This window comes from Dankookia sp. P2 (assembly GCF_050632255.1).
GTDB lineage: Bacteria > Pseudomonadota > Alphaproteobacteria > Acetobacterales > Acetobacteraceae > Paracraurococcus.
In genome coordinates, this window is the sequence record NZ_CP192581.1 from 3,177,446 (window position 1) to 3,202,505 (window position 25,060).

Genomic DNA, 25,060 nt, shown 5'->3' on the forward strand with positions numbered 1-25,060 from the left:
TCGCGTGGTAAGCCGCCCGCCATGCACGCCCTGCCCCGCCGCCCCCTGCTCCTCCTCGCCGCGCTCCTCGCCCCCTCGGCGCCGCTGCCAGCCCGGGCCCAGGCCACCCCGGCCGCGGTGATCGAGGGCTTCAACGCCACCCTGCTGGACATCATGAAGAACGCCCAGCGTTTGGGCGTCCGCGGCCGGGAGGGGCGGCTGCGGCCGGTCATGGCGCAGGCCTTCAACCTCGAGGCGATGACCCGCATCTCCATCGGCCCGGCCTGGACGCAGATCCCGCCCGCCGAGCAGCAGGCGCTGATCCGCGCCTTCTCCGACTGGTCCATCGCCACCTTCGCCCATCGCTTCGACGGCTATTCCGGCGAGAGCTTCCAGACCACCGGCGAGAACACGCTGCAGAGCGGCGACCGGCTGGTCCGCACCCAGCTGCTCCGCCCGCGCGAGGAGCCGGTAGCGCTGAATTACCTGCTGCGGGACTTCGGCGGCGCCTGGCGGGTGGTGGACGTCTATCTCAGCGGCACGGTCAGCGAGCTGGCCAGCCGCCGCGCCGAATTCACCACCTTGTTGCGGGAAGGCGGCGCGGCGCGGCTGGAGGCGGAGCTGCGGCGGCGGACGGCGACGCTGCTGCAGGGCTAGTGACAACCGCGCGCCGCTGGCGTTGTCCCTCCGGCATGATCCGCGCGCTCCTCCTCGCCCTGCTGCTGCCCGGCTGCTCGCTCTCGGGCGTCATCGGCACGCATAGCGTCGACTACAACCATTCGGTGGAGCAGGCCGCCGACACCCTGCTGGTGGTCAATATCCTCCGCGCCCGGGACGGCGCGCCGCTGCACTTCACCACCATCGGCGCGATCCATGGCGCCTTCACCGTCTCGGCCGGGATCGGCTACGACCTGACCGCGGTGAACAACGGCGTGCAGCCGGCCGGCCTCGTCGCCTCCAACCCGAGCTTCGACATCGGCCCGCTCGACCGGCAGGAATTCGCCCGCGGCCTGCTGCGGCCGATCGACCCGGCGCTGTTCCGCCTGCTGTCCGACCACGGCCTGCCCGACCCGCTGCTGCTGCACCTCCTCGTCTCCCGCTTCGACGAGGGGCCGGGCGGCCGCGCCATCCCGAACGAACCCGGCAATCCCGACTTCGCCGCGGCGGTCGAGGCGCTGACCCGGCACGGCAGGCTGCAGTTCAACGGCTACACCAGGCTGATCCCGCTCGGCCCGCGCCTCACCGCCGCCCAGGCCGCGGCGCCCGAGATCCTGTCCGACCTGCGCCAGCCCGGCGTCTCCCTCCGGCCGGACGGGCCGGGCTGGCGGCTCTATCGCCCGGTCGGCCAGCTCGCGCTCTGCATCGCCGAGGGCGATGGCCGCTACCGCGCCCTGGCCATGGACAACGAGGCGCCGCAGGTCTCGCCGATGAACCAGGAGGGCGATCCCTGCACCGCCGAGGAGGTGGTGGACCACCCCATGCCGCCCGGCCGCGCCGCGGTGGCCGGCCGCGGCTGGTATCTCCGCTCGGTCGAGGAGGTGCTGCGCCATCTCGGCGCGCTGCAGCGGCGGGAGGAGGCCGGGCAGCCCGTCCGCATCCGCATCGGCGAGGCGACGCCCCGGCTGTTCCGGCTCTGGCCCAGCCCGCCGCCGCGGCCGCGCCTGGCCGTGGCTTATCGCGGCACAAGCTGGTGGGTGGCCGAGCAGGACCCGCGCGAGGACCTCACCCTGTCCGTCCTGGCGCTGACCGCGCAGCTGCTGAACCTGCAGAAATCGGCGGGCGAGATCCCCTCGACCGGGACGCTGCGGCTGGTGCGCTGAGCCGCCGGCCCCTACCGTCCCGGCCCAACGGAGGGACCCCCATGAAAGCCATCGGCTACACCCATTGCCATCCCGTCGAGCATCCGGAGGCGCTGCTCGGGCTCGACCTGCCGGAGCCGCCGGCGCCGCAGGGGCGGGAGCTGCTGGTCGAGGTGCGCGCCGTCTCGGTCAACCCCGTGGATGCCAAGCAGCGCGCCGCGGCCGATCCGGGCGGCAAGCCGCGGGTGCTCGGCTTCGACGCCGCCGGGGTGGTGCGCGCGGCGGGGCCGGACTGCACCCTGTTCCGCCCCGGCGATGCGGTCTTCTACGCCGGCGTGGTCAACCGCCCCGGCAGCAATGCCGAGCTGCAGCTTCGTGGACGAGCGCATCACCGGGCCAAAGCCCACGAGCCTCTCCTTCGCCGAGGCCGCGGCGATGCCGCTGACCACCATCACTGCCTACGAGGCGCTGTTCGAGCGGCTGCGCATCCCGCGCGGCGAGGATCGCCCCGGCGAGGCGGTGCTGATCCTCGGCGGCGGCGGCGGCGTCGCCTCGATCGCCATCCAGCTGGCGCGGCAGCTCACCGGGCTGACGGTGCTCGCCACCGCCTCCCGCCCCGAGACGCGGGAGTGGTGCCTCTCGCTCGGGGCGCACCATGTGCTGGACCATGCCGGCGACCTGCCGGCGCAGGTCAAGGCGCTGGGGCTCCGGGTGCCCTATGTCTTCGGCATCAACCGCACCGATGCGCATTGGGACGCGATCTGCAAGCTGCTGGCCCCTTCGGCCTGGTCTGCGTGATCGACGCCACCAGTGGGATGGACGTGCAGAAGCTGCGGCCGAAATCCGCCGGACTGGTCTTCGAGGGCATGTTCGCCCGCGCCCTGCACCAGACCCCCGACATGGCGGAGCAGCACCGGCTGCTGGCCGAGGTCGCCGGGCTGATCGATGCCGGCCGTATCAGGCACACCATGACCCGGCATCTCGGGCGGATCGACGTCGCCACCCTCCGCCAGGCGCATTCTCTGGTGGAGGCCGGGACCATGCGCGGCAAGGCTGTGCTGGAGGGGTTCTGATCCGGGCCGCGCCGCGGGATCCACAACGTCCGGACCAGGCCAACCTCCCTGAGCGGCCTGGGGTGGAAGCCGGGTCCTTCGGGGTCTCCCCGATCGAGCCAGCGGCATGCGGGGGCGGGGCTTGAGGATTTCAGGATTTGAGCGCCTCAACCCGGGGGTCCCGATCGGCTTTCGGACAAAGCCCGGGGTGGCCCGGACAGACCGTCGGCCTTGACTATATTCCTATATTCCGACCCGATACGCGCTGCAAGCGTACCGTCCGGTGCCACCCCCGCCGCGGCCTTGCCCCCGCCATCCCGAGACCCGACCTGGGGTGAAAGCCCCGGGGACTCCGCCGCATGGCCCTCTTTGCCTTCGACAACAGCTACGCCCGCCTGCCCGACCGCTTCTACGCGAAGCTGCCGCCGACGCCGGTCGCCGCCCCGGCCCTGATCCGCGTCAACACGGCGCTGGCGGCCACCCTCGGGGTGGATGCCGCGGCGCTGGCCTCGCCCGAGGGCGTCGCGGTGCTGGCCGGCAACGCGGTGCCCGAGGGGCGGAGCCGCTGGCCCAGGCCTATGCCGGCCACCAGTTCGGCGGCTTCTCCCCGCAGCTCGGCGACGGCCGCGCCATCCTGCTGGGCGAGGTGGTGGGGCGCGACGGGATCCGCCGCGACATCCAGCTCAAGGGCTCGGGACGCACGCCCTTCTCGCGCGGCGGCGATGGCCGCGCCGCGCTCGGCCCGGTCCTCCGGGAATACGTGATCTCGGAGGCGATGTTCGCCCTCGGCGTGCCGACCACCCGTAGCCTAGCCGCGGTGACCACCGGCCAGCCGGTGCAGCGAGAGACGCCGCTGCCCGGTGCCGTGCTGACCCGCGTCGCCGCCAGCCACCTGCGGGTCGGCACCTTCCAATTCTTCGCGGCGCGGCAGGACGAGGACGCCCTGCGCATCCTCGCCGACTATGCCATCGCCCGGCACTACCCCGACCTCGCCGGGGCCGAGCACCCCTACCGCGCCTTCCTCGGCGCGGTGGTCGAGGCGCAGGCGCGCCTCGTCGCGCAGTGGATGCTGATCGGCTTCATCCACGGCGTGATGAACACCGACAACTGCACCATTTCGGGCGAGACGATCGACTACGGCCCCTGCGCCTTCATGGATGCCTACGACCCGAAGACGGTGTTCAGCTCGATCGACCATTACGGCCGCTACGCCTATGCCAACCAGCCCGGCATCGTGCACTGGAACCTGACCCGGCTGGCCGAGGCGCTGCTGCCGTTGCTGGATGCCGAGACCGACCCGGCGATCGAGCGCGCCAAGGAGCAGCTCGCCCGCTTCGCCCCGGCCTTCGAGGCGGCCTGGCATGCCGGCCTCCGCCGCAAGCTGGGCCTGACCGAGCCGCGCGAGGCGGACCTGACGCTGGCCGAGGACCTGCTGGCGCGGATGCAGGCGAACAACGCCGACTTCACCCTGACCTTCCGCGCGCTCTGCGGCGCCGCGGCGGGGCCGGAGGGCGATGCCGCGGCGCGGGCGTCTTCGCCGACCCCACGGCCTATGACGGCTGGGCCGCCGGTTGGCGCGCGCGGCTGGCGGAGGAGGCGGTGGCGCCCACCGAGCGCGCGACGGCGATGCAGGCGGTGAACCCCGCCATCATCCCGCGCAACCACCAGATGGAGGCGGCGATCGTCGCCGCGGTGGAGCGCGGCGACCTCTCGGTCTTCGAGGCGCTGCTCGACGCCACCGCCCGGCCCTTCGAGGACCGCCCGGGGCTCGAGCGCTACACCCTGCCGCCGCAGCCGGAGGAGCGGGTGCTGGCGACCTTCTGCGGGACGTGAGCCGCCGCGCGACGACCGGCCGCGGACGCGGCCCGGCTTGGCGCGCGGCGATTGCCGGTCCATCCTCGGCAGCGGAAGCGTCGGGGGAGAGGAATGGGATCCGGTCAACTGCGGTACGGCCCGTTCCACCGCGTCCAGTCGCCGACCCAGACCGCCGACCTGGCGCGACGGCAGGAAGTTGAAGGCCGGATCTGCGGCCACGCGCCGAACTGGGGAGGCGCGCCCTCCGTTAAGGCATATCGTGGTCCACTGCCGGCTAGGGAGAATGGCATCGAGTTCCGGACCGATGTCCCCCCTACCCCGGAACCGGCACGCCAAGCGTTGCTTACTGGCGCGAGGGCAGTTCCGGCGTATCGTCGCACCCGAATGACATGGTATGCATATCCGTTGCCGTAACGAGGAGGGTTCCGTGACTGACCGGGTCACACAGGTTCCGCCCCAGGACGTCAAGGCGGACCTCCTGCCCCAGGCGGTCGTGCGGTCTTCCCTCGAGCATTTTGCCGCCCATCGTGGCATCGACCTGTCGCGGGGCACCGACGACCTGGACGGCTACCGCGCCGCCTTTCTCAGGTTGCGGCAGGTCCGGGCGGAGATCCCGGCTTTTCCTGCCCACCGCGCCGGTCCCTCCTTCGCCGCCGGGCTGCGCATCGCCGCGCCGCAGCCCGAGGCCGAGGAGGTGCCCCTGCTGGTGATGCTGCAGCGCTACGACGGCGAGCCAGCGGACCAGTTCTCCATCTTCCTGCCGGCCGAACTGCACGAAGCTTGGCAGGTCGATGCCGCGCTGCATCGCGTGCTGGAGGTGCTGCACATCCCCGAGCAAGACTTGGCTTGGCGCCGGCAGCCTGAGGATCCGCGCTGAGGACACCGCCTCACGGCGCCAGTCCCAGCGCCTGGTTCAACCGGCTGCGCGCCCGGCCCACATCCACCTGCGCCCGGGCATCCACCGCCAGCGCCTCGATCTGCAGCTGGCGCACCCGGAACAGGTCGAAGGCGCCGATCTCGCCGGCACGGAAGGCGGTGCGCGCCGCGCCCGCCTGCCGGTCGGCCACCGCCTTGCGCTCCCCTGCCAGGCGCCGCGCCTGCTCGGCGGCCTGCACCGCCAGCCGGGCCAGCCCGACCTCGCCCGCCACCACCCGCCGCGTCTGGATCAGCTCGCCCTCCGCCCGGGTCCGCTCGAACTCCGCATCCGCCCGGCGCGGCGCATTGCGCGCCTCGGTCGGCAGCGGGATGCGGACCCGCAGGCCGAGCGAGGTACCGTTCTCGGTGATCGGCCCGCCCTGGCCGCGGGTGAACAGGCCGAGCTCCGGATTGTCGATCGGCGTCGCCGCTACCAGCCGGCTGCGGGATTCCGCGGTGGCCAGCGCGGCCTCGGCGGCGCGCACTGCCGGGTGGCCGGCGCCATCGGCCAGGGCCGCCTCCGGCTTCAGCGGCCCCGGGACTCCGCCGCTCGCGGCCAGCGCCACCTCGCTGCCCCCGGTCAGCGTGCGGTAGCTGGCCCGCGCCGCGGCGACCGCCGCCTCGGCCCTGGCGTAGTCGAGCGCCGCGGCCAATCCTCGTTCCGGGTCAGCAGCGCCTCGGTCTCCGGGATGTCGCCCAGCTCGACCCGCCGCTGCACGTCGCGGCCGATGTCGCGCGCGGTGGCCAGCCGGTCGCGCGCTACGCCCAGTTCCGACACCGCTAGCCCGACCGCCCAATAGGCGTCGCGCAGAAGGCCAGCGAGCTCGAGCCGGCGCAGCGCCAAGCGGCGGTCCTGCTCCTCGACCCCCGCGGTGACGGTCCCGGCCAGTGCCCCGCGCTGCCCCGGCAGCCAGAGCGGCGCGCCGATCTCCACATCCCATTCATTGGCGAGCCGCGGCCCACGCGTGTCGGACCGGAAGGACCCGCCGAGCGCCGGCGAGCCGGCGATGGGGGAGCGGACCTGGGCGTCCCGCGCGCGGATCGCGGCGCGCTGGCCGAGGATGGCGCGGGCCCCGGCATCGATCCCGAGCGCCGCGTCGAGGTCGCGGCCGAGCGCGGCGCTTTCGAGGCGCGGCGGGCCCGCCGGCGGCGCGCGGCGGGCGCGGAGCGGGGGTGCGGGCTCCTCCCGCCGCGGCTCGGCCCGGCGCGGCACCGGCTGCGGCCGCGCCACCGGCGGCAGCGGGGCCGGGTCCTGGAAGGTCGAGAGCGGCGGGCGCGAGAGCGGGGTCTGCTGCGCCCCCGCATGGATGGCGGGCATGGACAGCAGCGCCGCGGCGGTGGCCGCGGCGAGAAAGGCGCGCTGCATCGGGGTCACTCCGCCGCCGCCGGGCGCGGCGCCGCGGGATGCGTCTCCGCCTCCGCCACCGCCTCGGCCCGGCTCAGGGCGAAGCGGTCGTAGAGGATCGGCAGCAGCACCAGGGTCAGCACGGTCGCGGTCACCAGCCCGCCGATGACGACGATGGCCAGCGGCCGCTGGATCTCGGAGCCCGGCCCCTCCGCGAACAGGAAGGGCACCAGGCCGAAGGCGGCAATCGTCGCGGTCAGCACCACCGGCGTCATCCGCCGCTTGGCGCCTTCCCGCACCGCGTCATGCAGGGACAGGCCGTTCTCGGCGATCAGCCGGTTGATGTAGGACACCAGCACCACCCCGTTCAGCACCGCGATGCCCACCAGCGCGATGAACCCGACCGAGGCGGGGACCGAGAGGAACTCGCCCGAGAGGTACAGCGCGATGACGCCGCCGATCGCGGCGAAGGGCACGTTGCAGAAGACCAGCGCGGCCTGCCGCGCCGAGTTGAAGGTGAAATAGAGCAGCAGGAAGATCATGGCGAGCGCGATCGGCACGACGATCGCCAGCCGGGCCGAGGCGCGCTGCTGGTTCTCGAACTGGCCGCCCCATTCCAGCCGGTACTCGCCCGGCATCTTCACCGCATTCGCCACCGCCGCCTGGGCCTCGGCGACGAAGCCGACCAGGTCGCGGCCGCGGACATTGGCCAGCACCGTCGCGTAGCGCTGGGTGCCCTCGCGGATCACTTGGATCGGGCCTTCCTCCTCGCTGATATGCGCCACCTGCGACAGCGCCACGGTGCGGCCGCCGGGCAGCGCCAGGATGACGCGCTGCAGGTCGCTCGCTGACCGCCGCAGGCTGCCCTCGCCGCGCAGCATCAGCGGGATGCGGCGCTCCTGCTCCAACACGATGCCGAGGTCGCGGCCATCCACCCAGACGCGCAGCGCCTGCTGCACGTCCCGGACATTGATGCCGAGCCGGCCGGCGGCGAAGCGGTCGATCTCGACCTTCAGGTACTTCATCCCCTCGTTCCGCAGGGCGAAGACGTCGGAGGCGCCGGCGAGGCCCTGCACCGCGCGCTCGACCTCCCCGGCGATGCGGTTCAGCTCGTCGATCGAATAGCCGAAGACCTTGATCACCACGTCGCCGCGGGCGCCGATGATCATCTCCTGCACCCGCATGTCGATCGGCTGGTTGATCGCGTAGGAGATGCCGGGGATGTGGTCGAGCACCTTGCGGACCTCGTCCACCACGAAGTCGCGGTTCTTCGGCTGGCGCCATTCCTCGCGCGGCTTGATGTCGAGGAAGTGGTCGCTGTCGTTCAGCCCTACGGGGTCGATGCCGAGCTCGTCAGCGCCGGCGCGCGCCATGATCCCGCGCACCTCCGGCACCGCCGTCATGATCTGACGCTGGATCATCATGTCGGTGGCCGCCGCCGCATCGACGCCGATGGTCGGGTGCTTGCGCAGCGTCACCACCGGCGTGCCTTCGTCCATCACCGGCATGAAGGTGGAGCCGATGCGGGTGAAGAGGAAGCCGGCGAGGACCAGCCCCGCGACGGCGACGGCGCCGACCGCGAGCGGCTTCCTCATCGCCCAGCCGAGGAAGGGGTCGTAGCCGCGGTGCGGCAGCCGCACCAGCCAGGGGTCGCGGGTGCCGCCGCCCTGCTTCAGCAGGGTCGCGGCCAGCGCCGGCACCACGGTGAGCGAGAGCAGCAGCGCGGCACAGAGCGCGAAGGTGATGGTCAGCGCCACGGGGGCGAACAGCCGCCCTTCCAGCCCCTGCAGCGACAGCAGGGGAAGGAAGACCGTGACGATGATGACCACGCCCGAGACCAGCGGGACGGCCACTTCCCGCACCGCCTCCCCGGTCATCCGCATGCGGGTGCGGAAATCGGTGCGGCCATGCGCATGGGCGAAGTGGTGCGCGGTGTTCTCGACGACGACGACCGAGCAGTCGACCAGCAGGCCGATCGCGATGGCCAGGCCGCCGAGCGACATGATGTTGGCCGAGATGCCCGTGAGCCGCATGACGATGAAGGTGGACAGCACCGCCAGCGGCAATGTCAGCGAGACCACCAGCGCCGCGCGCAGGTTGCCGAGGAAGAGGATGAGCAGGACGACGACCAGCGCGATCGCCTCCAGCAGCACCTTCTGCACGGTCCAGACCGCCTTCTCGATCAGTTCGTTCCGGTCGTAGAAGATGTCGACCTTGACCCCCTCCGGCAGGGTCTTCTGGATCTGCTCGAGCTTGGCCTTGGCGTTGTTCACCACGGTTTTGGCATTCGCCCCGCGTAGGCCGAGCACGATGGCCCAGACCGCCTCGCCCTCCCCATCCTTGGTGACGACGCCGTTGCGGGCCAGCGCGCCGAAGCGGACATCGGCGACGTCGGAGACGCGGACGACGCCGGTCGGGTGCGCCGCGACGACGATGGCGCGGATGTCGTCCATGGTGCGGATGCGGCCCTCGGCGCGGACCAGCAGCGCCTCCTCCCCGTCGCGCACCCGGCCGGCGCCGTCGTTGCGGTTGTTCTGCTGCAGGGCCTCGGCCAGCATCGCCGTGGTGATGCCGCGGGCGGCCATGGCCGAGGGATCGGGCGCCACCTCGTAGGTGCGGACGAAGCCGCCGAGGGTGTTGACGTCGGCAATGCCGGGCAGGCCGCGCAGCTGCGGCCGGATGGTCCAATCCAGGATGCTGCGCCGCTGCTGCGGCGACAGGCCGCCGCCGGTCAGGGTGAACATCAGCATCTCGCCGAGCGGCGTGACCACCGGGGCGAGGCCGCCCGAGACGCCGTCGGGCAACTGCTCCTCGAGGTCGTCGAGCCGCTGGTCGACCTGGGTGCGGGCCCAGTAGATGTCGGTGCCGGGGGCGAATTCGAAGGTCATCAGCGCCACGGCATAGCGGGTGACGCTGCGGATCCCGATCAGGTTCGGGATGCCCTTCATCGCCACCTCGGCCGGGTTGGTGACCTGCGCCTCCAGCTCCTCCGGCGGCAGGCCGGGCGCCCGCATGGCGACCAGCACCTGCACCGGGGAGACATCGGGGAAGGCGTCGATCGGCAGCTTGCGGTAGCTGTCGATGCCCCAGGCGAGGATGCCGATGGTGGCGAGCAAGACGATGAGCCGGCGCCGCAGCGACCAGGCGACGAGGCGTCCGAGCATCTTCGGTCAGCCCCCGTAGACGTCGGTGAGTTCGGCCAGCAGCGCCAGGATCCCGCGCGAGACGACCTTGTCGTCCGGCGCCAATCCGGCGCGGATGGAGGCGCCGCTGGCGGTCTCGGCGATCACCGTCACCGGCTTGGCGCGGAAGCCTTCCGCGACCTGGACGAAGACCCACGACCGGCCGGCATGCCGCACCACCGCGCCGGCCGGCAGCCGCCATTGCGGCGTGCCGTTCGGCCGCAGCGCGACGGAGGCGGTGACCACCTGGCCGGGCCGCAGCGTCTCGGCGCCGTCGGTCACCTCGACCACCGCGGTCACGCTCTGCGTCGTCGGGTCGACGCTGCGGCCGAGCCGCACCACCTCGCCCTGCGCCGGGGTGCCAGGGACGCTCATCCGCGTGCCTGGCTCGATCACCATGGCCTGCGGCAGCGGCACCTGCAGGTTGACCCAGAGCGGCTTCAGCCGGGCGATGGAGAAGAGCGGGGCGGAGGCGGCGACGCGCTCGCCGGCGCTGGTCCGCGTTTCCAGCACCACGCCGTCCTCCGGCGCGGTGACGACCAGGGCGGCGGCCATCTTCCGGCTGTCGCGCAGCGCCTTGATGTCGGGCTCGGCCATGCCGAGCAGCGCCATCATCTGCTCGCGCTCCTGCAGGGTGGTGCGGGCGAATTCGTAATCGGCGCGGGTGGTCAGCAGGCGGCGCTCGGCGATGATCTTCTCCTTGAACATCTGCTCGTCGCGCGCTAGCCGCTGGCGCGCCAGCGCCTCCGCCGACAGGGCCTGCAGATAGGTGCGCTGCGCCTCCAGCAGGTCGGTGCTGCGCAGGCGGGCGATGGCCTGGCCGGCCTTCACCGGCTCGTTCGGTGCGACCAGCACGGATTCCACGAGGCCGGCGGCGGGCGCCGCGACGATCCGCAATTGTTGCGGCGGTACGACGACGGTGCCCGGCAGCATGGTCTGCGTCGTTCCCGCTTCCGCCTGCACCCGCGTCACGTCGATGCCGGCGGCCCGCGCGCGGCGATCCTCCATGCGGATCAGGACTTCGCTGGTCTGCTGCGGTTCGGCCGCCGCGGCCGGCCCGGGCAGCAGGGCTGGAATGGCAAGCACGTGAAGCAACACGCATAGCCGAAGCCACGCGGTCTTGACGGAAAACACGGAAATAGCCTCCGATCGATACGGGCCGGGAGGCGCACGGCTCAGCGCCCAGATCATGCGCACCCGATGCCGGGGTGCCTCGGCTCAAGAGGTCCTTGCGAAGGACGCGCCGCCTTGAAGCGGTCTGCAACGCCGGCCGACGCGCCGGATAATGGACATTTTGTAAGGTGTTTCAACCCCTCACGCTTCGGCGTAGGTATCACGCAGCCGCGAAGGAGACTTCGAATGATCGTCCTCGTCACAGGGGCCACCACCGGCTTCGGCCTGGCCATCGCCCGCCGCTTCGCCGCCGACGGCGCCTCCATCGTCGCGCTCGGCCGGCGCGCCGACAGGCTGGCGGCGCTGGCGGCGGAGATCGGGCCGCAGCGCGTGCACGGCTTGGCGATCGACATCACCGACCGCGCCGCGGTGGAACGCGGCATCGCCAACCTGCCGCCGGAATTCGTGGAGGTCGACGTGCTGGTGAACAATGCCGGCATGGCGCGCGGGCTGGAACCGGCGCAGGCCGCCGACCTCGACGACTGGGACGCGAGGTCGACACCAACGTGAAGGGCCTGATGTACATGACCCGCGCGGTGCTGGCCGGCATGGTGGCGCGCGACCGCGGGCATATCGTCAATATCGGCTCGACCGCCGGCGAATGGCCCTACCCCGGCGGCAATGTCTATGGCGCGACCAAGGCCTTCGTCCGCCAGTTCAGCTACAACCTGCGCGCCGACCTGCATGGCACCAGGGTGCGGGTGATGGATATCGAACCTGGCCTCGTCGGCGGGACCGAATTCTCCGGCGTTCGCTTCAAGGGCGACCAGGCCAAGGCGGCCGGCGTCTATGCCGGGACCGATCCGCTGACGCCGGAGGACATCGCCGACACGGTGCATTGGGTGGCGACACGGCCGGCGCGGGTGAACGTCAACCTGCTGCAGGTCATGCCGGTGGTGCAGAGCTTCGGACCGCTGCGGGTCCACCGGGACTGATGCGCGGCCGGCCTGCATCCGGCTCCCTCGGGAGCCCGATGCCGACAGTGGCGCGCCCCTCCCCGCCGGAGCGGCGCATCGGGATCATGCGGCGCCGGCGGGGATTCGGCCACCGCTTGGTCCGCAAGCCGCGCGGCCATGCGGAACACGATCGCTGCATGCTCGAGGTCGCCCGGCTCGGTCGGGATGTCGAGGATGAAGGAGGATGCCCCGCGCCCGAGATAGCGGGACACCTCCCGCGCGACCGTCGCATGGTCGCCGACCAGGTAAGGGCAGAAGGTGCGGTAGTTCTCGAACGGCCACAGCCAGTAGGGCGAGCCGGGCGTCGCTGGCGCGGCACTCTGCTCCGAGAGTTGCCGGTGCCAGACCGAATCGCTGACCCGCATGGCAAGGGCGTGGCCGAGCCGGCCGCGGCGATCCTCGGGGAAGCGGTCCCAGGCGATCCGCCACGCCTCCTCGGCATCGTCGCGGGCGATGATGCCGATCCGCACGCCCCGCCGCAGGCCGGCGGGGCCGGGATCTCCTCGGGTGCCTCGATCGGCTTCGGGTACTCGATCGCGGTCGCGCCGATCGCCGCGGCGGCGGCCCGGGACGCCTCGGAGGAGCCGGAGATCAGCAGGCCGGGAAACAGCGCCGCGGGCAGGGCGGGCGTCATGCGAAGGCCCTGGACGCGGTAGTAGCGGCCCTCGAAGCTGAAGGGCTGGTCGGAGCCCAGCAGGCCGCGCAGGATCAGGGAATACTCGACCGTCCGCGCATAGCGGTCGTCATGCGGCGTCTCGTCGCCGAGCGCGAGGAGATCGTTGCGGAACCCCCGGCCAGCATGTTCAGGCAGATGCGCCGCTCGTGCAGGAAGGCGATCGAGGCGACCAGCTTCGCCGCGGCGTAGGGATGCATGTAGACCGGCTGCACCGCGACGAGCGGGCAGAGCCGGCGCGTATCCTGCAGCACGGCCTGGGCCACCATCCAGGGATCCACGATGCTGTTGTCCGTGTAGATGAGCATGCCGGTGCAGCCGGCCTCGTCGCTCCACCGGGCGACCTCGCGCGCGCGCCGCAGGTAGTCGGCCGGCGTGAACTCCTTCGATTGCGGACAGGTGGAAAAGACTTCTAGCGCGTGCCCGAGATTCTGCATGGAAGCCTCCCCATGGCCATGGTCACACCGCGGATTGGAGCGTGCCCTCGTGTCCGTTCGCCATCCAGCGCCCGCGCAGGGCGGTGAACGAGATGAAGTCGTCCGCCCGGAGGTAGCCGGCATCGATCTGGGCCGGCCTGGGCACATCCGGCTTCGGCCACCAGAATGCGGGCCGCGGCTTCCAGGAGATGAAGCCGGCCTTGCGCAGCGCGGCAATCTTCGCCTCGGTGGACGCACAGCAGCGGATGATGCCGACGCCGCGCAGGGCCAGCCTGCGGGCGGTCTCGGCGACGATCCAGTCGGCCAGCGCCGGGCAGTCGCGGGCGAGTTGCAGGTGCACGATGCAGGCATCGCGGCCCGATGCCGTAAACTCGATATGCGCGTAGGCGAAGCCCACCGTCTGCCCGTCTAGGGAGAAGACGAGGCCAAACGGCTCCGCGACCGCCGGGGGATCCGGGTCATCCAGGCGAGATCCTCCGCCGAAAGCAACTCGACGAGCCCGCCACGCTCGGGGATGGGCAGGGGCGCCGCCGTTCCCGGGCTCCAATCCGTGATCCCGGGAATGCCGCCGGCCGGCGGTGGCGCTGGCCGCGCCGGCCGCAGCGGGATGAAGCGCGGAATGGCCTTGGCCAAGCCCTCATGGGCCGGCCACTTGGTGCGCAGCCAGGTTCCCGTCAGGTTGCGCGCCCTGATCGGCAGCAGGAAGCGTTCGACCGTCGGCAGTTCGGCCCAGCCCAGGCGCGGCAGGATCGCCAGGTTGGTCTCCGATCCACCGATCGAGATAAGCGGCTCCGGGCAGGCCATGAGCTGGCGCACGAGCCGGATGCCGACCCCGAGCGGTCGGTACCGGGGAAGGCAGTACCAGTCGCATGTCTCACGCATGGCGATGCGCCGGCCGTCGAGGAGGTAGGGCCGCACGAAGGAGTCGACCAGGGCGACGCATTGCTCGCCGTCCATGGCCACCCAGGTCTCGCCCGCCGGTACCCTCTCGTCGTAGCGCCATTGGACCAGCGCGCGGGCAAGCTCCTCGTCCCAGGTCTGCCCCCAGATCTCCGCCAGCAGCCGCTCGAAAGCCGGCCTGATCGTGCTGTCCAGCCGCATCACACGCAGCGGCATGCGATGATCTCCCCCGGGCTCTCGGCCCCCTGCTCAGATGAAGGCGCCAGCGAGCTTGGCAAGCGTGACGCCGCTCTCGAAGTCGATGCGCGTGGGATCGAAGACCCGGCCGCTGCTGCCCTCGACGTCGAGAATGAGGTCCAGCAGCCGCTGGGAGTCGATCACGCCAACCTCCAGCAGGTTGACGTTGTCCGTGTCGCGGGAGAGGCCGGCATTGCGCAGCGCCTTCGCCAGGCCCTGCCGCAACAGGTCCAGCACGGCACCATCGGTGGCATCAAGCGTCGGGGCATCGTTGTGCGGCATGATCACTCCAGGAGTTGGCGCAGGCGTTTGTAGTCGGCCTTACCGTGATCGTTGACGGGCCAGTCGGAGAGCGGCCGGATCTGGGACGGCACCATGTACGGCGGCAGCATCCGCCTGCAGGCCTCCAAGATGGCCTCGGCAGGCATGTCGTCGCGACCGACGAAGGCGACGATGCCGCGGGCAAGCCCGCCGGCATCCAGCGGCCAGGCCAAGGCCGCGACGCAGTCGCTGGCCGCGGCCCGCCCGAGTGCGGCCTCGACCTCCTGCAACTCGACGCGATGGCCGTTGATCTTCACCTGGCGATCCATCCGGCCAAGGAAAACCAAGCCGTGCTCGGCCGTCTCGCGGACACGGTCACCGGTGCGGTACCAGCCCATGCCCGGGTCGGTGCCCTGCGGTGGCAGGAAGCGCTCCGCCGTCAGGTCCGGCCGCCGCCAATAGCCCTCCGCCACTTGGCTGCCGCCCAGGCAGAGCTTGCCCGCCTCGCCCATCGGCGCGGGTGTGCCCTCGGCGTCGATCACGATCGCTGCCTGCCCCGGGAATGGCCTGCCGATCGGAACGATATCGGGCAGCTGCGCCGCCGCATCGGGGTCGGCGGGCAGCCTGTAGGCGGTGATGGCGATCGTCGCCTCGGTGGGCCCGTACAGATTCTCGACCGTGGAGTTCGGCGCCGCTGCCGCCCATGCCTCGGCGATCCGGCGCGGCAGGGCCTCGCCGCAGAACAGGCTCCAGCGCAGGCTCGGGAAAAGGCCGGGCCGCAGGATCCGCAGCCGCTGCATGTAGGTCGCCGTGGAGGGCACCGAGAACCAGAAGGTGAGATCGTGGCGGCGGACGAATTCCTGCGGCGCCATTCGCGCTGCATCCGATGGGCAATAGAGCGCCGCGCCGGCCCCCCAGCACAGGAACATGTCGTGGACAGAGAGGTCGAAGGTCAGGTCGAAGAGCTGCGTGAACCGGTCGTCGGGCGTGGGCTGGTAGCGCGCCGTCGTCGCGCGCAGATACGCCATGACGTTCGCATGGCGCAGCGGCACGCCCTTCGGCGCCCCGGTGCTGCCGGAGGTGAAGAGCAGATAGGCGCCATCGTCAGGACCTGGGCGCCGCAGCCGGGAGGCGCCGGGCCGCTCCAGCGCGTCCCGGCAGAGAAAGCGGTGCTGCGGCAGCGCCGTCGCCCAGTCCGGGGGCTGGCCGTCTCGGGCAGCAGCACGAGCATGGGTCGATTGGCCTGGCCGAGCACCTCGCGGGCAGCAGGCAAGGACCGCGCATCGACGACCAGCGCCGCAGCCTCCGCGACATCCAGCACATGCGCGAGCCGCGCCACCGGATGCCGGGGATTCAGTGGCAGATAGGTGGCGCCGGAGAGGACGGAGCCCAGCACGCCGGCGAAGGCTGTGAGGCTCCGGGCACCGAGGATGGCGCAGCGGAGCGCCCCTGCGGTGGCGCCATGTGCGCTCAGCGGCCCGGCAATGCCTTCGGCCAGCGCGGCAAGGTCGTGGTAGGACACGGCGACGCCGTCGACCCAGAGGGCCGTCCGCTCCGCGTGCCGCTCGGCGCTACGGCGGAAGAGGTCGGCGAGGCTCGCCACCAGAGGCAGTGAACGCGGCTCATCGGTGGGCGCGCTCGCCTGCAGCACGGGCATCAGAGATACGTGCGGACGCCACAGCGTCCCGAACAGGAGCCGGAGGTCGCCAGCGCTTCCGCGGCGAGGGCGTCCGCCGTGCCGTGCAGCAGGCCTACCAGGATGGCATGGAAATTCAGACGCGAGGGGCGATGAATGCCTGTACGACTTGTGGACAGAAGCCCAACTCTCCGTAGGGTCATCAGGTGATTGCCTCTACCATGCTCGCCTTGCGCAGATGCGCAATCGCCTTGCACGCAGCCCCATTCCCACCCAAAACTCGGCGCCTTAGGCGTTTACCTATTAAGCATCGAATAGTTCTGCCGGCTTCAAAAGCTTCGCGACGCATGGCAACTCCGGGCGATCTCGGCCGAACGCACGACAAGGGATTGTGTCACGCGCCGTCCAGGCGCGGTCGCGAAGCGCACGCAGTCCGAAGCGCCGCGCCGGCACGCGAGCCTGTCAGCCGGAGTGGTCGGGCATGGCGGCACCGGGAAGCAAGCTCGGCGGCGCTGGTTCCACGTGGTGTCGGCGCGCCAGAATAGCCTTGTAATGCGCCTGCATGGCATCGGCCCGCTTCTCCCATCCGACCGAACGGGCGTAGCGCAGTCCTGCCTCCGCCATCCTGGCAAGCTTCACTCGGTCTTCCGCCAGATCGGAAACCGCCTGAGCGATACGGCTCGCAACCTCGGCAGGCGTGGTGACCGGGATCTTGACTGCGGCCTCCCTTGGCAGGTGCGTGCCGACCCCGTTGTGGTCGATGCAGATCACCGGCGCACCCGCAATGAGCGCCTCGAGCGACGTATTGCCGAAGGTGTCCCGTAGACTGGTGAAGACGAAGAGATGTGCCGTCTCGAACCGCGAGAGGAGTTCCTTGTGCGAAAGGCGGCCATGGAAGCGCACCTTGCCATCCAGCCCGAGCTTCCGTGCGTACTGCCGCGCGTTGGCTTCCCAGGCGCCGTCGCCGACGACATCGAAGCGGATGTCAGGGGAGGTGACGAGGGCCGCCGCCTCGAGAAAGAGGCCGATGCCCTTGAAGGCCTCGATGCGACCGGCCCAGAGGACGCTGAAAGGCCCGTTAACCGGGCGCGGCAGCGGCGGCGACTTCAACACCTCTGCCGGTGTGCCGACATCGAGGAAGAGGATCGGCTCGGCCGCGCCAGCCTGCCGGAGCAGCTGCGCCGTCTCCCGGTTCACCGCGAAGACGGCATCTGCGGCGGAGGCGGCACGCCGGACATTCGGCAACATCGACAGCAGCCGGATGCGGAAGGTCCGCAGCATCTCCAGAGGCGCGCTGAGGCCGAAATAGCGGAGGAATGCCCCCGGCGTCACCTGGCCGCCGCCGACCGGTCCCCAGACGAAGGGCTTGCCGACCTGCCACAGCAGCGGCGGCGCACTGACCGTGGCCCAGCTGATATGGTGGACAATGTCGAAGTCATGCTGCGCGTCCAGTGCCCGCGCCAACCGAAGCACTCGCCAACGCCAGAGCACATAATGCAGTCGGATGCCCCGCTGCGAGGGGAGCCGCAGCGGATCGAACCAGCCGAGTCGGCCGGTATAGACGAAGCTCAGGCGTGGACAGGGATGCTCTGCGAGGAAGGCCTCGATCGCCGGCTTGAAGTGTTCATGGGTGATGACCCACACATCGTTGTCCGCCGCAAGGTGTACCGCCCAGTTCCAGGTGACGCCGGGTTCCGACCCGACGCCCGGGCAGCATCCGTGGCCGGCGATCAGGATCTTCATATATGGCTCCGCCCGACGATCCGCACTCCGGTCCCCGGCTTCCGCATGGCAGGCTCTTCGGCGATGAACAGCACGACCGGCAGCAACAGCATTGCAAGTCCAGGCGTGAAGAGCACCGGATTGAGGTTCCCCTCGATCAGCAACACCGGCAGGAGTGCGGCGAGCAGCGGGTCGGTGGTGCGGGCCAGCCGCGCGATGCACAGCGCCAGGAAGGCGACGAAAAGCAAGGCGCCGGGCAACCCAGTCGAGAGGAACACCTCGAGGAAGCTGTTATGGGCGTGCCCGGCGAAGGGAAACACGGGCAGCAACTGGAGCCGAGTCGCGTAATATCCGACGCCAAGCAGCGCGTTGTCGAGCGCAAGGTTGAAGACATAGGCCCACAGGTCCGTGCGACCATTCAGAGTGGCAGCCTCCTCGCCGATCACCTTCGCCACCAGTGTATTGAAGTCGACGTAGACCATCGCCAGGACCCCGCCGCCCAGGATCATCAGGATGACAGCGAAGCCGATCCAAGATTTCAGAAGCGATGGCCGGGCATTCAGGAAAAGCGCAACGAGCATGGCGATCGTCAAGCCGACTGTGATGCCCCGGGCGTCACAGAGCCACAGCAGGGCACCAAGCGAACAGAACGCAGCACCCTTGGCCACCATTGACAAAGACGTGTTGAGCGTGAAGGCGATGGCCATGGCGATCAGCAAGGCGCTGGTCAGTGGGTGCAGGAATCCGAGGTGCAGCCTTGGCCGCCCGGCGCCGCTGAATGGATTGAATGCGTCGAAATCCTCGCCATAGGAGATGTGCAGCGGCGTGTGCCAGGTCTGGATGTTGATGCAGAGCAGGACCAGGATGGCCAGGCAAAGTCCGAGCGCCACCGTGTCGCACGCATGGAGGCGCCGCGCTCGGCGCCCTGGCCCGGGGCCGTCACCGCCAGCCCATGCGCGACGATGGCGATGGCGCCCAACTCCATGGCCTTGACCGCAGCGGTTAGTGGCAGGGCGGACCAGAAGGAAGAGAGGAAGGCCCAGGCGGCAAAGAGCAATATGACCGCGAAGCCGTCCCGTGCCTCCCGGGACAGGATGGTGTATTCGGTGCCGCGCATGGCGAGGGTGACGCACAGGGCCGCGCCGATGAAGGCCACCTCGATGATGCGGGACGCGGACGCACCCTCTGAGAGCGCGTCTGGCGCCTGCAGCAATCCTCCGAAGGCGAGCACGATGAGCATGACGGCAAGCGCGCCGCCAGCCAGGAACCACCGCGCTGCGCCGGACGGTCGTGCCTGACCGGCGAATGCGAGGTCACGCACCGCTGGTGAGAGCCGCCCGGTGCGCGCCATGATATTCGTAACCGCGCCGTTGCATATCGTGCTCCGGAGCCATCGACAGGATGACGCCACCCGGGACGACGCGGGCCTGAGCCAGGCGCGCGACCGCCGCACGCACAAGTCGTCGGGGCGTCTTGCGGGCGTTGACCACCAGGAGCGTCGTATCCGCGAGCGGCGCCAGCAGCAACGCATCTGTCGCCGCGAGCACGGGCGGCGTGTCGAGGATAACGAGATCGTAGCTGTCGGCGACCTGCCGCACCAGCATCCGCATCGCCTGGCCGCCGAGCAGATCGGCCGGCAGGCCGTGCTCGGAGTGGAGGACCGCGATATAGGCGAGACCGGTCGACGGCTCTGTCCGCACCGCTTCCTCCAGCGTGCAGCGTCCCGAAAGGAGGCTGGCCAAGCCCAGGCTCGGTTTGTCGAGGACATGGTGGATGCGCGACCGCCGGAGGTCGCAGTCGATGTAGATGACCCGCTCCCCCGCCCGGGCCGCCATCCTCGCATGGGACAGGGCCACCGCCGTCTTGCCTTCGTGGCGGATGGCCGAGGTGAAGAGGATCACCTTGTCCGCGCTGCCACGCAGGACGAGGCGGAGGAGCTGGATCGCCTCACTGTAGACTGAGCCGGGCCGGTTCACCGGCTGCGCTTCCGGCGTGTCGCGCAGGCGCTGCAGCATGGAAAGCCGCGGCACCACGCCGACGGTCGGAAGGTTGAGCGTCTCCCGCACCTCCTCCGCCGTGCGGAACTTCCCGCGCAGCATGTTGTGCAGCACCACCAGGAAGCTCGACGTCACCGCCGCGGCTATGGCCGCGATGCCGATGAAAAGCAGCTTCGGCGGCCAGGCCGGCCGGGACGGCGCCGTTGCGCGCGAGATTATCACGCCGTCCGGCTGCTGCATGCCGAGTTGCTGCGTGACCTCCTGGCTGCGGCGCAGGAAGAGCTCGTAAAGATTGCGGTCCGCCTCCGCCTCACGCAGCAGCTCGCGCAAGGTAACCTCCGCCTGGCGACGCGTGCCGATCGATTGCTCGATCGCCGCCTCGTCCTGGCGAAGGGTCTGCTCACGGGTCCGCTGGATCTGCGCCTCCGCCTGGAGCGAGGCCGCGATCTTGTCGATCTCGCGCCGGATCTGCTGGCGGATGGCGTCCACCGCGGCGCGCTTCTGTATCGCCTCAGGATGCATGGAGCCGAGCCGGGTGAGGGTCCCCTGCTGGTCGTGGACGAGCATCGCCTCCTGCTCGCGCAGCTTCTGGATGGTGAGCGAGCCGAGCACGTCGGTCGAGGAGGCGACGGAGGCGTTCGGGCCACGAATCTGTGCCAGCCGCGCCTCGGCGGTCGCGCCCGCCGCCTGAGCGAGGGCGATCTGCGACCGGATGTCGTTCAACTGCTGCGAGGTGCCACCCTTGTCGTCCCCGGCGACGAGCCCCCGGCGCAGGCGGTAGTCCTCCACCGCCCGTTCGGAGCGTCCGAGCTTGTCACGCAGGTCCCGCACGCGCTCCGTCAGCGCCGCAGCCGCCCTCTCCGTGCCGGACGTCTTCTCGGCCAGCGCGTTCTCGAGATAGACATCCGCCACGGTGTTGGCGATCAGGGCGGCCTTCGTGGGCGAAACCGAGGACACCGTGATGGCGAGGGTCGTCGAGCGGCCGACCGGCGACACGCCGAGATGCCGACCGAACTGCGTCAACACCGCGGTGTCTTCCTCCGAGTCGGCGACGTCTTCCTCGCGCGCCTGCCGCAGCCCGGCGAGCTGTGACCGAACCCAATCCGGCAACCAGGCCAGCACACGGCCAATCCAATCTTCTGAGAGGGTCGGATTGAACTCCGGATCCTGCTTCAACCCCAGCCGCGCGATCACCCGGTCCGCCAGCCCACGTGACCGGACGATCTGGATCTCGGTCTCGACCTGCGCTTGCGCCAGCATGGGATTGATCGTCAACGCGGTGACGACCGGTTGCAACTCGATCATCTGCGGGGTGCGGGCGCCCACGACGATGACGGCCTCGGCCACATATTCACTGCGCAGATTGTAGACGACAACCGTCGCGAGAGCTGTCACGGAGAGGATCGAAAGCGCCAAGGTCCACTTCCGACCAGCGAGCACCGACAGGAGCGCGGCGAGCCCAGACTTCGCTTCGGTCGGGCGAAACGCCACGTCCGCCGTAGCGCCGTGCAGGTTCCCTAGCGGCATCGGAAACATGTTCTGGCTCATCGATTGCCCAATCCAGCTGGATTTGTGGCGATGGTCGTTGCGCGCAGGACAGGGTGGCGCTGCCGTGCCGCAGCGCTTCCCGGTCTTGCCGATCCTGACGTGGCGCGCGGGTCGGAAGTCTGCGGCTGTATTCTCCCGGGTGTCCGGATGATCATGGCCTCTGTCCCAACTCGATCTGAAAAGCGGCAAAGCGGATTCGAACAGCAGACCACGTGCATCCCGATTATCCAGGTCAGCGGCTCCGGAACTCGATGCACGGTTGCCAGCAACGATTTTCGGTTTCGGTCTTGTCGTAAACTAGTGGGCACTTCCACCCTTCAACAACACACGCCTGCGACATTGTCTGGCCTCTGCGACCTCGATCCGATCTCGTTCCGTTTAGCGCTAGTCCGCTGGCGTGGCGTGCCGATTGGCATTGCGCGGCGCCGCTGCCAACACGCGTGCGCGGTCATAGATGCGGCGCATCGCGGCGTAGTTGATCTCGGCCGTATAGCGGTCGGCATATTCCGCGCGCGCCGCGATCTGCATGCTCCGATGGATGGCAGAATCCCCGATCACCTGCAGAAGGTTGCGGGCGAGATCCTCCGGGTTGCCCGGTTCGAACAGGCGTCCGGTCCGGTCTTCCTCGACCAGTTCGGCAATCGCGCCGATGCGCGCGGCGATGACCGGCGTTCCAGTGGCAAAGGCCTCGATCACGACGCGGCCGAAGGTCTCGCTACCACTCGGACGGCACCACCACGGCCAGGGCGCCACGCATGAGTTCGAGCGTCTCGCACGATGGTCGTCGGCCCAGGAATTCGATGCGGGAATCCCCGGCGGCGAGCCTGGCGGCCTCGGCGGCGAAGGGACCGTCGCCCACAATCTTCAAGCCGAGCGGTCCCGGCACATGCGCCCATGCGCGGATGAGCGTGGCGACACCCTTCTCGGGCGTGACGCGGCCGACGAACAGGGCATAGCGCTCGCGGGTGGACGGACCGGCACCCGGGTCGATGGCGAGGAAGTTCGGCTTCAACGCGATCTTCGCCGCGGGAATCCCGGAGGCGACGAGCTTGGCGCGCGCGAACTCGGTCAGGGCGATCATCACATCGACATGGTGGGACCAGGTGCGCAGCAGCCGATGCGTGGCGATCATGCTTGCGACGCCCCCGCTGAGTAGCGCGCTGCCACGGTAGCAGCGGTGCAGAACGCCGGGCCACGGCAGGGTGCGGCCCTGGCAATCCTCGCAGGGCTTGTCGCTCCGGAAGAAGATCGCGTTGACGCAGGACAAGCGATAGTTGTGCATCGTCTGGACGACCGGCACGCCTTCCGCCTTGGCAGCCCGCAGGACGGCCGGTGAGAACAATGGAAACAGGTTGTGCGCATGCAAGACGTCCGGCGGGTTGTCGCGCATGCGCCGTCGCAGGTCGCGGCATGCCTCGGCGTTCCAGATGGTCTTCGCCGCCACGGTGGCCATGCCCAGTTCGGACACGCTGTCGTTGTGGAGCACGACCCGCTCCACCTCATGCCCCTTGGATTCCAGCAATGCGGCCTCGGCCGCGAAGCATTCATCTTCGCCGCCGGGCTGCTGGTAGAAATTATGGAGCATCATTACGCGCATCGTGCGGCCATCTCGTCATGCGGCAGCTTGACCGGCACCATGCTCAGTGACGGATACGAAGGGCCTCGAGGCCCGGCTCGAAGCGCAGCAGGGCCGCTTCGAGCTTCCCGGGCCACCCGGTCCCAGCCGAAGCGCTTTACGATGGGCCGCCCGGCGGCGATTAGTCGTGCCACCTCCGGCGCCTCCTCCAGCCGCCGAAAAGCCGCCTCCCAGCTCGCGGGACTGCCGGGCGTGATAAGGATGGCGGCGGCGCCGAAGATTTCTCGGTGCACGGGAATGTCCGAAAGGATGACCGGACGCTCCACGGCCATCGCTTCCAAGGCCGGCCGGCCGAAGCCTTCCATCAGGGACGGATACACCACGGCGGCACAGTGGCGGTAGAGGTCGATCAACGCCTCTTCGGGCAGATCATCGAGGAAGTCGACGCGTTCGGTCAGCCCTGCCTCGGCCACCGCCGCGCGGATGGCGACGCCGTATCGCGCCTTGGTCGAGACAATCTTCAACCGGTAGCGGCCGGACCAGAGCCGGTGATGGGCGATGAGCTCCAGCGTGTTCTTGTAGGGGCGGTTGGCGCTGACCGCGAGGAGATAGGGGGCCCACCCTCGGGGCCAAGCAGCCCGGCGGGCGTCCAGCGCGAAAGATCGAGGCCGTTGCCGACCACGGCGATCTTCGCCTGGTCGATATGGAAGTACTCCGCAATGTCGCGTCGGGATGCCTCGGACACTGTCACGACGCCGACCGCCGCACGCGCGATGCGGGGAAGGAGACGAGCGTTGAAGGCATTTTCGATGACATTGCGCGTCGGGTAGTACTGCGCGATCAAGTCGTGGATGGTGATCACTTGCCGGAGGTTGCCCCAGATCCCCCGCATGTGCGGCGCATAGACGAAGCTGCCCTCCGTGAGTGAGATGCCGGCACGGTGCTGCCAGAGCGGCCGCCGGGCGACCAGGCTGCGCTTCACGTATATCGGCTCGGGGCAGACCACACCGCGGCGGAACTCGCGGGCTAGGTAGGCGGGCGCAAGAATCCTGCAATCGAACGTCGTCTCGAGATGCGCCGCGAGGTTGCGCGCATAGACGGACACGCCGGTGAAGCCTCTGCCGAGAGTTGTGAGGTCGACAAGAAATTCACGGATCATCGTCTCGCTCTCAGTGTCCGAGAGAATGCCTCGGCATCGCTGCCGGCCTATTGCAAGCGTTGCTGCGGCGCGTCGTGGACCCGCTGCTACGGCGACATGTCAGGTCTCAACCAGTGGCCCGGAGGGGTCGGGACCTGACTCTGCCGTGTTACGATGGGCGTGTTACGATAGGTTCGTTTGCAGCACGACATTCCGCTGTCTGTCGCATCCTGGCAAGCCGCGTCTATCTGCAAAGGCGGATTTTGCGCTGCACAACAGCGTTATGGTCGATAGCGTTATGGTCGATCCGGCACGCGCCGCGGTTGGTTGGCCGCGCTGGAGGCGACAGAGCTCGCTCCGCTGCGGGTCCGCGTCCGGACCCGAACCTGCTTTCCGGGGCGGGGCGGCCACGACGCGCATGACATGGCGGGTGTGGCGGGTGACCTGATAGCAGGTGAGGCGCGATGCGACGTGTCGCTGCGGAGCGGCCGGCCCCATCAGCGCTTCGTTCCTGGGTTGGTCGACGGTTTGCCTGTGCGGCGGCGTTGGCGATCCGCTGACGGTGTGCGGCCCTCGCAGGATACCGTCCTGTGCGCCAGCGAGAGCAGACACCAAGCAATGCTGGCGTCAGTAGCCGGCGCTCACGGCTCTGTTGAAGACGGGAAAAGACAAAGCGACCGCTTCCTGACGTCGCGCGTCTGCAGACCCGCCCCTTTCCG

The 25,060-nt window shown here is 70.0% G+C and carries 20 protein-coding genes and 4 pseudogenes; 7 read left to right on the plus strand and 17 right to left on the minus strand.

Features of this window, described 5'->3' with window-relative positions:
* Nucleotides 1–21 precede the first annotated feature (21 nt).
* From ACQ86J_RS18845 to ACQ86J_RS18870, 6 genes and pseudogenes are all read left to right on the plus strand, one after another.
* The gene (locus ACQ86J_RS18845) at nucleotides 22–636 is read left to right on the plus strand and encodes an ABC transporter substrate-binding protein (protein ID WP_431266707.1); all 615 of its coding nucleotides are present in this window, start codon (nucleotides 22–24) and stop codon (nucleotides 634–636) included.
* Nucleotides 637–671: 35 nt separating this feature from the next.
* Nucleotides 672–1,799: a hypothetical protein gene (locus ACQ86J_RS18850; protein ID WP_431266708.1), complete on the plus strand. Its 1,128-nt coding sequence runs from the start codon at nucleotides 672–674 to the stop codon at nucleotides 1,797–1,799.
* A 41-nt stretch (nucleotides 1,800–1,840) separates the two neighbouring features.
* A pseudogene (locus tag ACQ86J_RS18855) lies at nucleotides 1,841–2,851 on the plus strand (zinc-binding alcohol dehydrogenase family protein).
* A 313-nt stretch (nucleotides 2,852–3,164) separates the two neighbouring features.
* Entirely contained in the window at nucleotides 3,165–4,469 is a 1,305-nt protein-coding gene (locus tag ACQ86J_RS18860; protein ID WP_431266709.1) for a protein adenylyltransferase SelO, read from the plus strand.
* A complete protein-coding gene (locus ACQ86J_RS18865) occupies nucleotides 4,430–4,663 on the plus strand; it encodes a hypothetical protein (RefSeq protein WP_431266710.1) in 234 nt (77 codons plus the stop codon). Before ACQ86J_RS18860 ends, ACQ86J_RS18865 begins: the two co-directional genes overlap by 40 nt.
* A 409-nt stretch (nucleotides 4,664–5,072) precedes the next feature.
* Nucleotides 5,073–5,522 (plus strand): hypothetical protein, encoded by a 450-nt coding sequence (locus ACQ86J_RS18870; RefSeq protein WP_431266711.1) that lies wholly within the window; start codon nucleotides 5,073–5,075, stop codon nucleotides 5,520–5,522.
* Between the two features lie 10 nt (nucleotides 5,523–5,532).
* Here the strand turns inward: ACQ86J_RS18870 and ACQ86J_RS18875 are convergent, their stop codons facing one another.
* Genes ACQ86J_RS18875 through ACQ86J_RS18890 form a run of 4 tightly spaced genes read right to left on the minus strand, consistent with a single transcriptional unit; the run spans nucleotide 5,533 to nucleotide 11,095 of the window.
* Complete coding sequence (locus ACQ86J_RS18875; protein ID WP_431266712.1) at nucleotides 5,533–6,213, minus strand: TolC family protein; 681 nt, start codon at nucleotides 6,211–6,213, stop codon at nucleotides 5,533–5,535.
* Nucleotides 6,141–6,926 carry a hypothetical protein gene (locus ACQ86J_RS18880; RefSeq protein ID WP_431266713.1) on the minus strand — a complete coding sequence of 262 codons (786 nt, stop codon included), beginning with the start codon at nucleotides 6,924–6,926 and terminating at the stop codon, nucleotides 6,141–6,143. The genes ACQ86J_RS18875 and ACQ86J_RS18880 overlap by 73 nt, the downstream gene beginning before the upstream one ends.
* A gap of 5 nt (nucleotides 6,927–6,931) precedes the next feature.
* Nucleotides 6,932–10,069 (minus strand): efflux RND transporter permease subunit, encoded by a 3,138-nt coding sequence (locus tag ACQ86J_RS18885; protein ID WP_431266714.1) that lies wholly within the window; start codon nucleotides 10,067–10,069, stop codon nucleotides 6,932–6,934.
* A 6-nt stretch (nucleotides 10,070–10,075) separates the two neighbouring features.
* Nucleotides 10,076–11,095 (minus strand): efflux RND transporter periplasmic adaptor subunit, encoded by a 1,020-nt coding sequence (locus tag ACQ86J_RS18890; protein WP_431266715.1) that lies wholly within the window; start codon nucleotides 11,093–11,095, stop codon nucleotides 10,076–10,078.
* A 351-nt stretch (nucleotides 11,096–11,446) separates the two neighbouring features.
* On the opposite strand from ACQ86J_RS18890, the pseudogene ACQ86J_RS18895 reads away from it, so the two are divergent.
* A pseudogene (locus tag ACQ86J_RS18895) lies at nucleotides 11,447–12,195 on the plus strand (SDR family NAD(P)-dependent oxidoreductase).
* On the opposite strand, the pseudogene ACQ86J_RS18900 reads toward ACQ86J_RS18895, so the two are convergent.
* The 13 genes and pseudogenes from ACQ86J_RS18900 to ACQ86J_RS18960 form a co-directional block, all read right to left on the minus strand.
* A pseudogene (locus ACQ86J_RS18900) lies at nucleotides 12,146–13,449 on the minus strand (LLM class flavin-dependent oxidoreductase). The pseudogenes ACQ86J_RS18895 and ACQ86J_RS18900 overlap by 50 nt on opposite strands.
* On the minus strand, nucleotides 13,349–13,723 hold the full coding sequence (locus ACQ86J_RS18905) for a hypothetical protein (protein ID WP_431266716.1): 375 nt from the start codon (nucleotides 13,721–13,723) through the stop codon (nucleotides 13,349–13,351). Before ACQ86J_RS18905 ends, ACQ86J_RS18900 begins: the two are co-directional and overlap by 101 nt.
* Before the next feature lie 11 nt (nucleotides 13,724–13,734).
* Entirely contained in the window at nucleotides 13,735–14,442 is a 708-nt protein-coding gene (locus tag ACQ86J_RS18910; protein WP_431266717.1) for a hypothetical protein, read from the minus strand.
* Between the two features lie 33 nt (nucleotides 14,443–14,475).
* On the minus strand, nucleotides 14,476–14,745 hold the full coding sequence (locus ACQ86J_RS18915) for a hypothetical protein (RefSeq protein WP_431266718.1): 270 nt from the start codon (nucleotides 14,743–14,745) through the stop codon (nucleotides 14,476–14,478).
* Nucleotides 14,746–14,747: 2 nt separating this feature from the next.
* A complete protein-coding gene (locus ACQ86J_RS18920) occupies nucleotides 14,748–15,905 on the minus strand; it encodes an AMP-binding protein (protein WP_431272461.1) in 1,158 nt (385 codons plus the stop codon).
* 89 nt (nucleotides 15,906–15,994) lie between these two features.
* Nucleotides 15,995–16,381 (minus strand): annotated as a pseudogene (locus tag ACQ86J_RS18925) (AMP-binding protein); the annotation flags it as partial.
* Between the two features lie 441 nt (nucleotides 16,382–16,822).
* Nucleotides 16,823–18,103, minus strand: a complete 1,281-nt coding sequence (locus ACQ86J_RS18930) for a glycosyltransferase family 4 protein (RefSeq protein ID WP_431266719.1) — start codon at nucleotides 18,101–18,103, stop codon at nucleotides 16,823–16,825.
* Nucleotides 18,100–18,972 carry an O-antigen ligase family protein gene (locus ACQ86J_RS18935; protein ID WP_431266720.1) on the minus strand — a complete coding sequence of 291 codons (873 nt, stop codon included), beginning with the start codon at nucleotides 18,970–18,972 and terminating at the stop codon, nucleotides 18,100–18,102. The genes ACQ86J_RS18930 and ACQ86J_RS18935 overlap by 4 nt, the downstream gene beginning before the upstream one ends.
* A 423-nt stretch (nucleotides 18,973–19,395) precedes the next feature.
* Nucleotides 19,396–21,627, minus strand: a complete 2,232-nt coding sequence (locus ACQ86J_RS18940; RefSeq protein ID WP_431266721.1) for a GumC family protein — start codon at nucleotides 21,625–21,627, stop codon at nucleotides 19,396–19,398.
* A gap of 384 nt (nucleotides 21,628–22,011) precedes the next feature.
* A complete protein-coding gene (locus ACQ86J_RS18945; protein WP_431266722.1) occupies nucleotides 22,012–22,323 on the minus strand; it encodes a glycosyltransferase in 312 nt (103 codons plus the stop codon).
* A 19-nt stretch (nucleotides 22,324–22,342) separates the two neighbouring features.
* On the minus strand, nucleotides 22,343–23,215 hold the full coding sequence (locus ACQ86J_RS18950; protein WP_431266723.1) for a glycosyltransferase: 873 nt from the start codon (nucleotides 23,213–23,215) through the stop codon (nucleotides 22,343–22,345).
* On the minus strand, nucleotides 23,215–23,772 hold the full coding sequence (locus ACQ86J_RS18955; protein ID WP_431272462.1) for a glycosyltransferase: 558 nt from the start codon (nucleotides 23,770–23,772) through the stop codon (nucleotides 23,215–23,217). The genes ACQ86J_RS18950 and ACQ86J_RS18955 overlap by 1 nt, the downstream gene beginning before the upstream one ends.
* Nucleotides 23,724–24,362 (minus strand): glycosyltransferase, encoded by a 639-nt coding sequence (locus tag ACQ86J_RS18960; protein ID WP_431266724.1) that lies wholly within the window; start codon nucleotides 24,360–24,362, stop codon nucleotides 23,724–23,726. Before ACQ86J_RS18960 ends, ACQ86J_RS18955 begins: the two co-directional genes overlap by 49 nt.
* Between the last annotated feature and the right edge of the window lie 698 nt (nucleotides 24,363–25,060).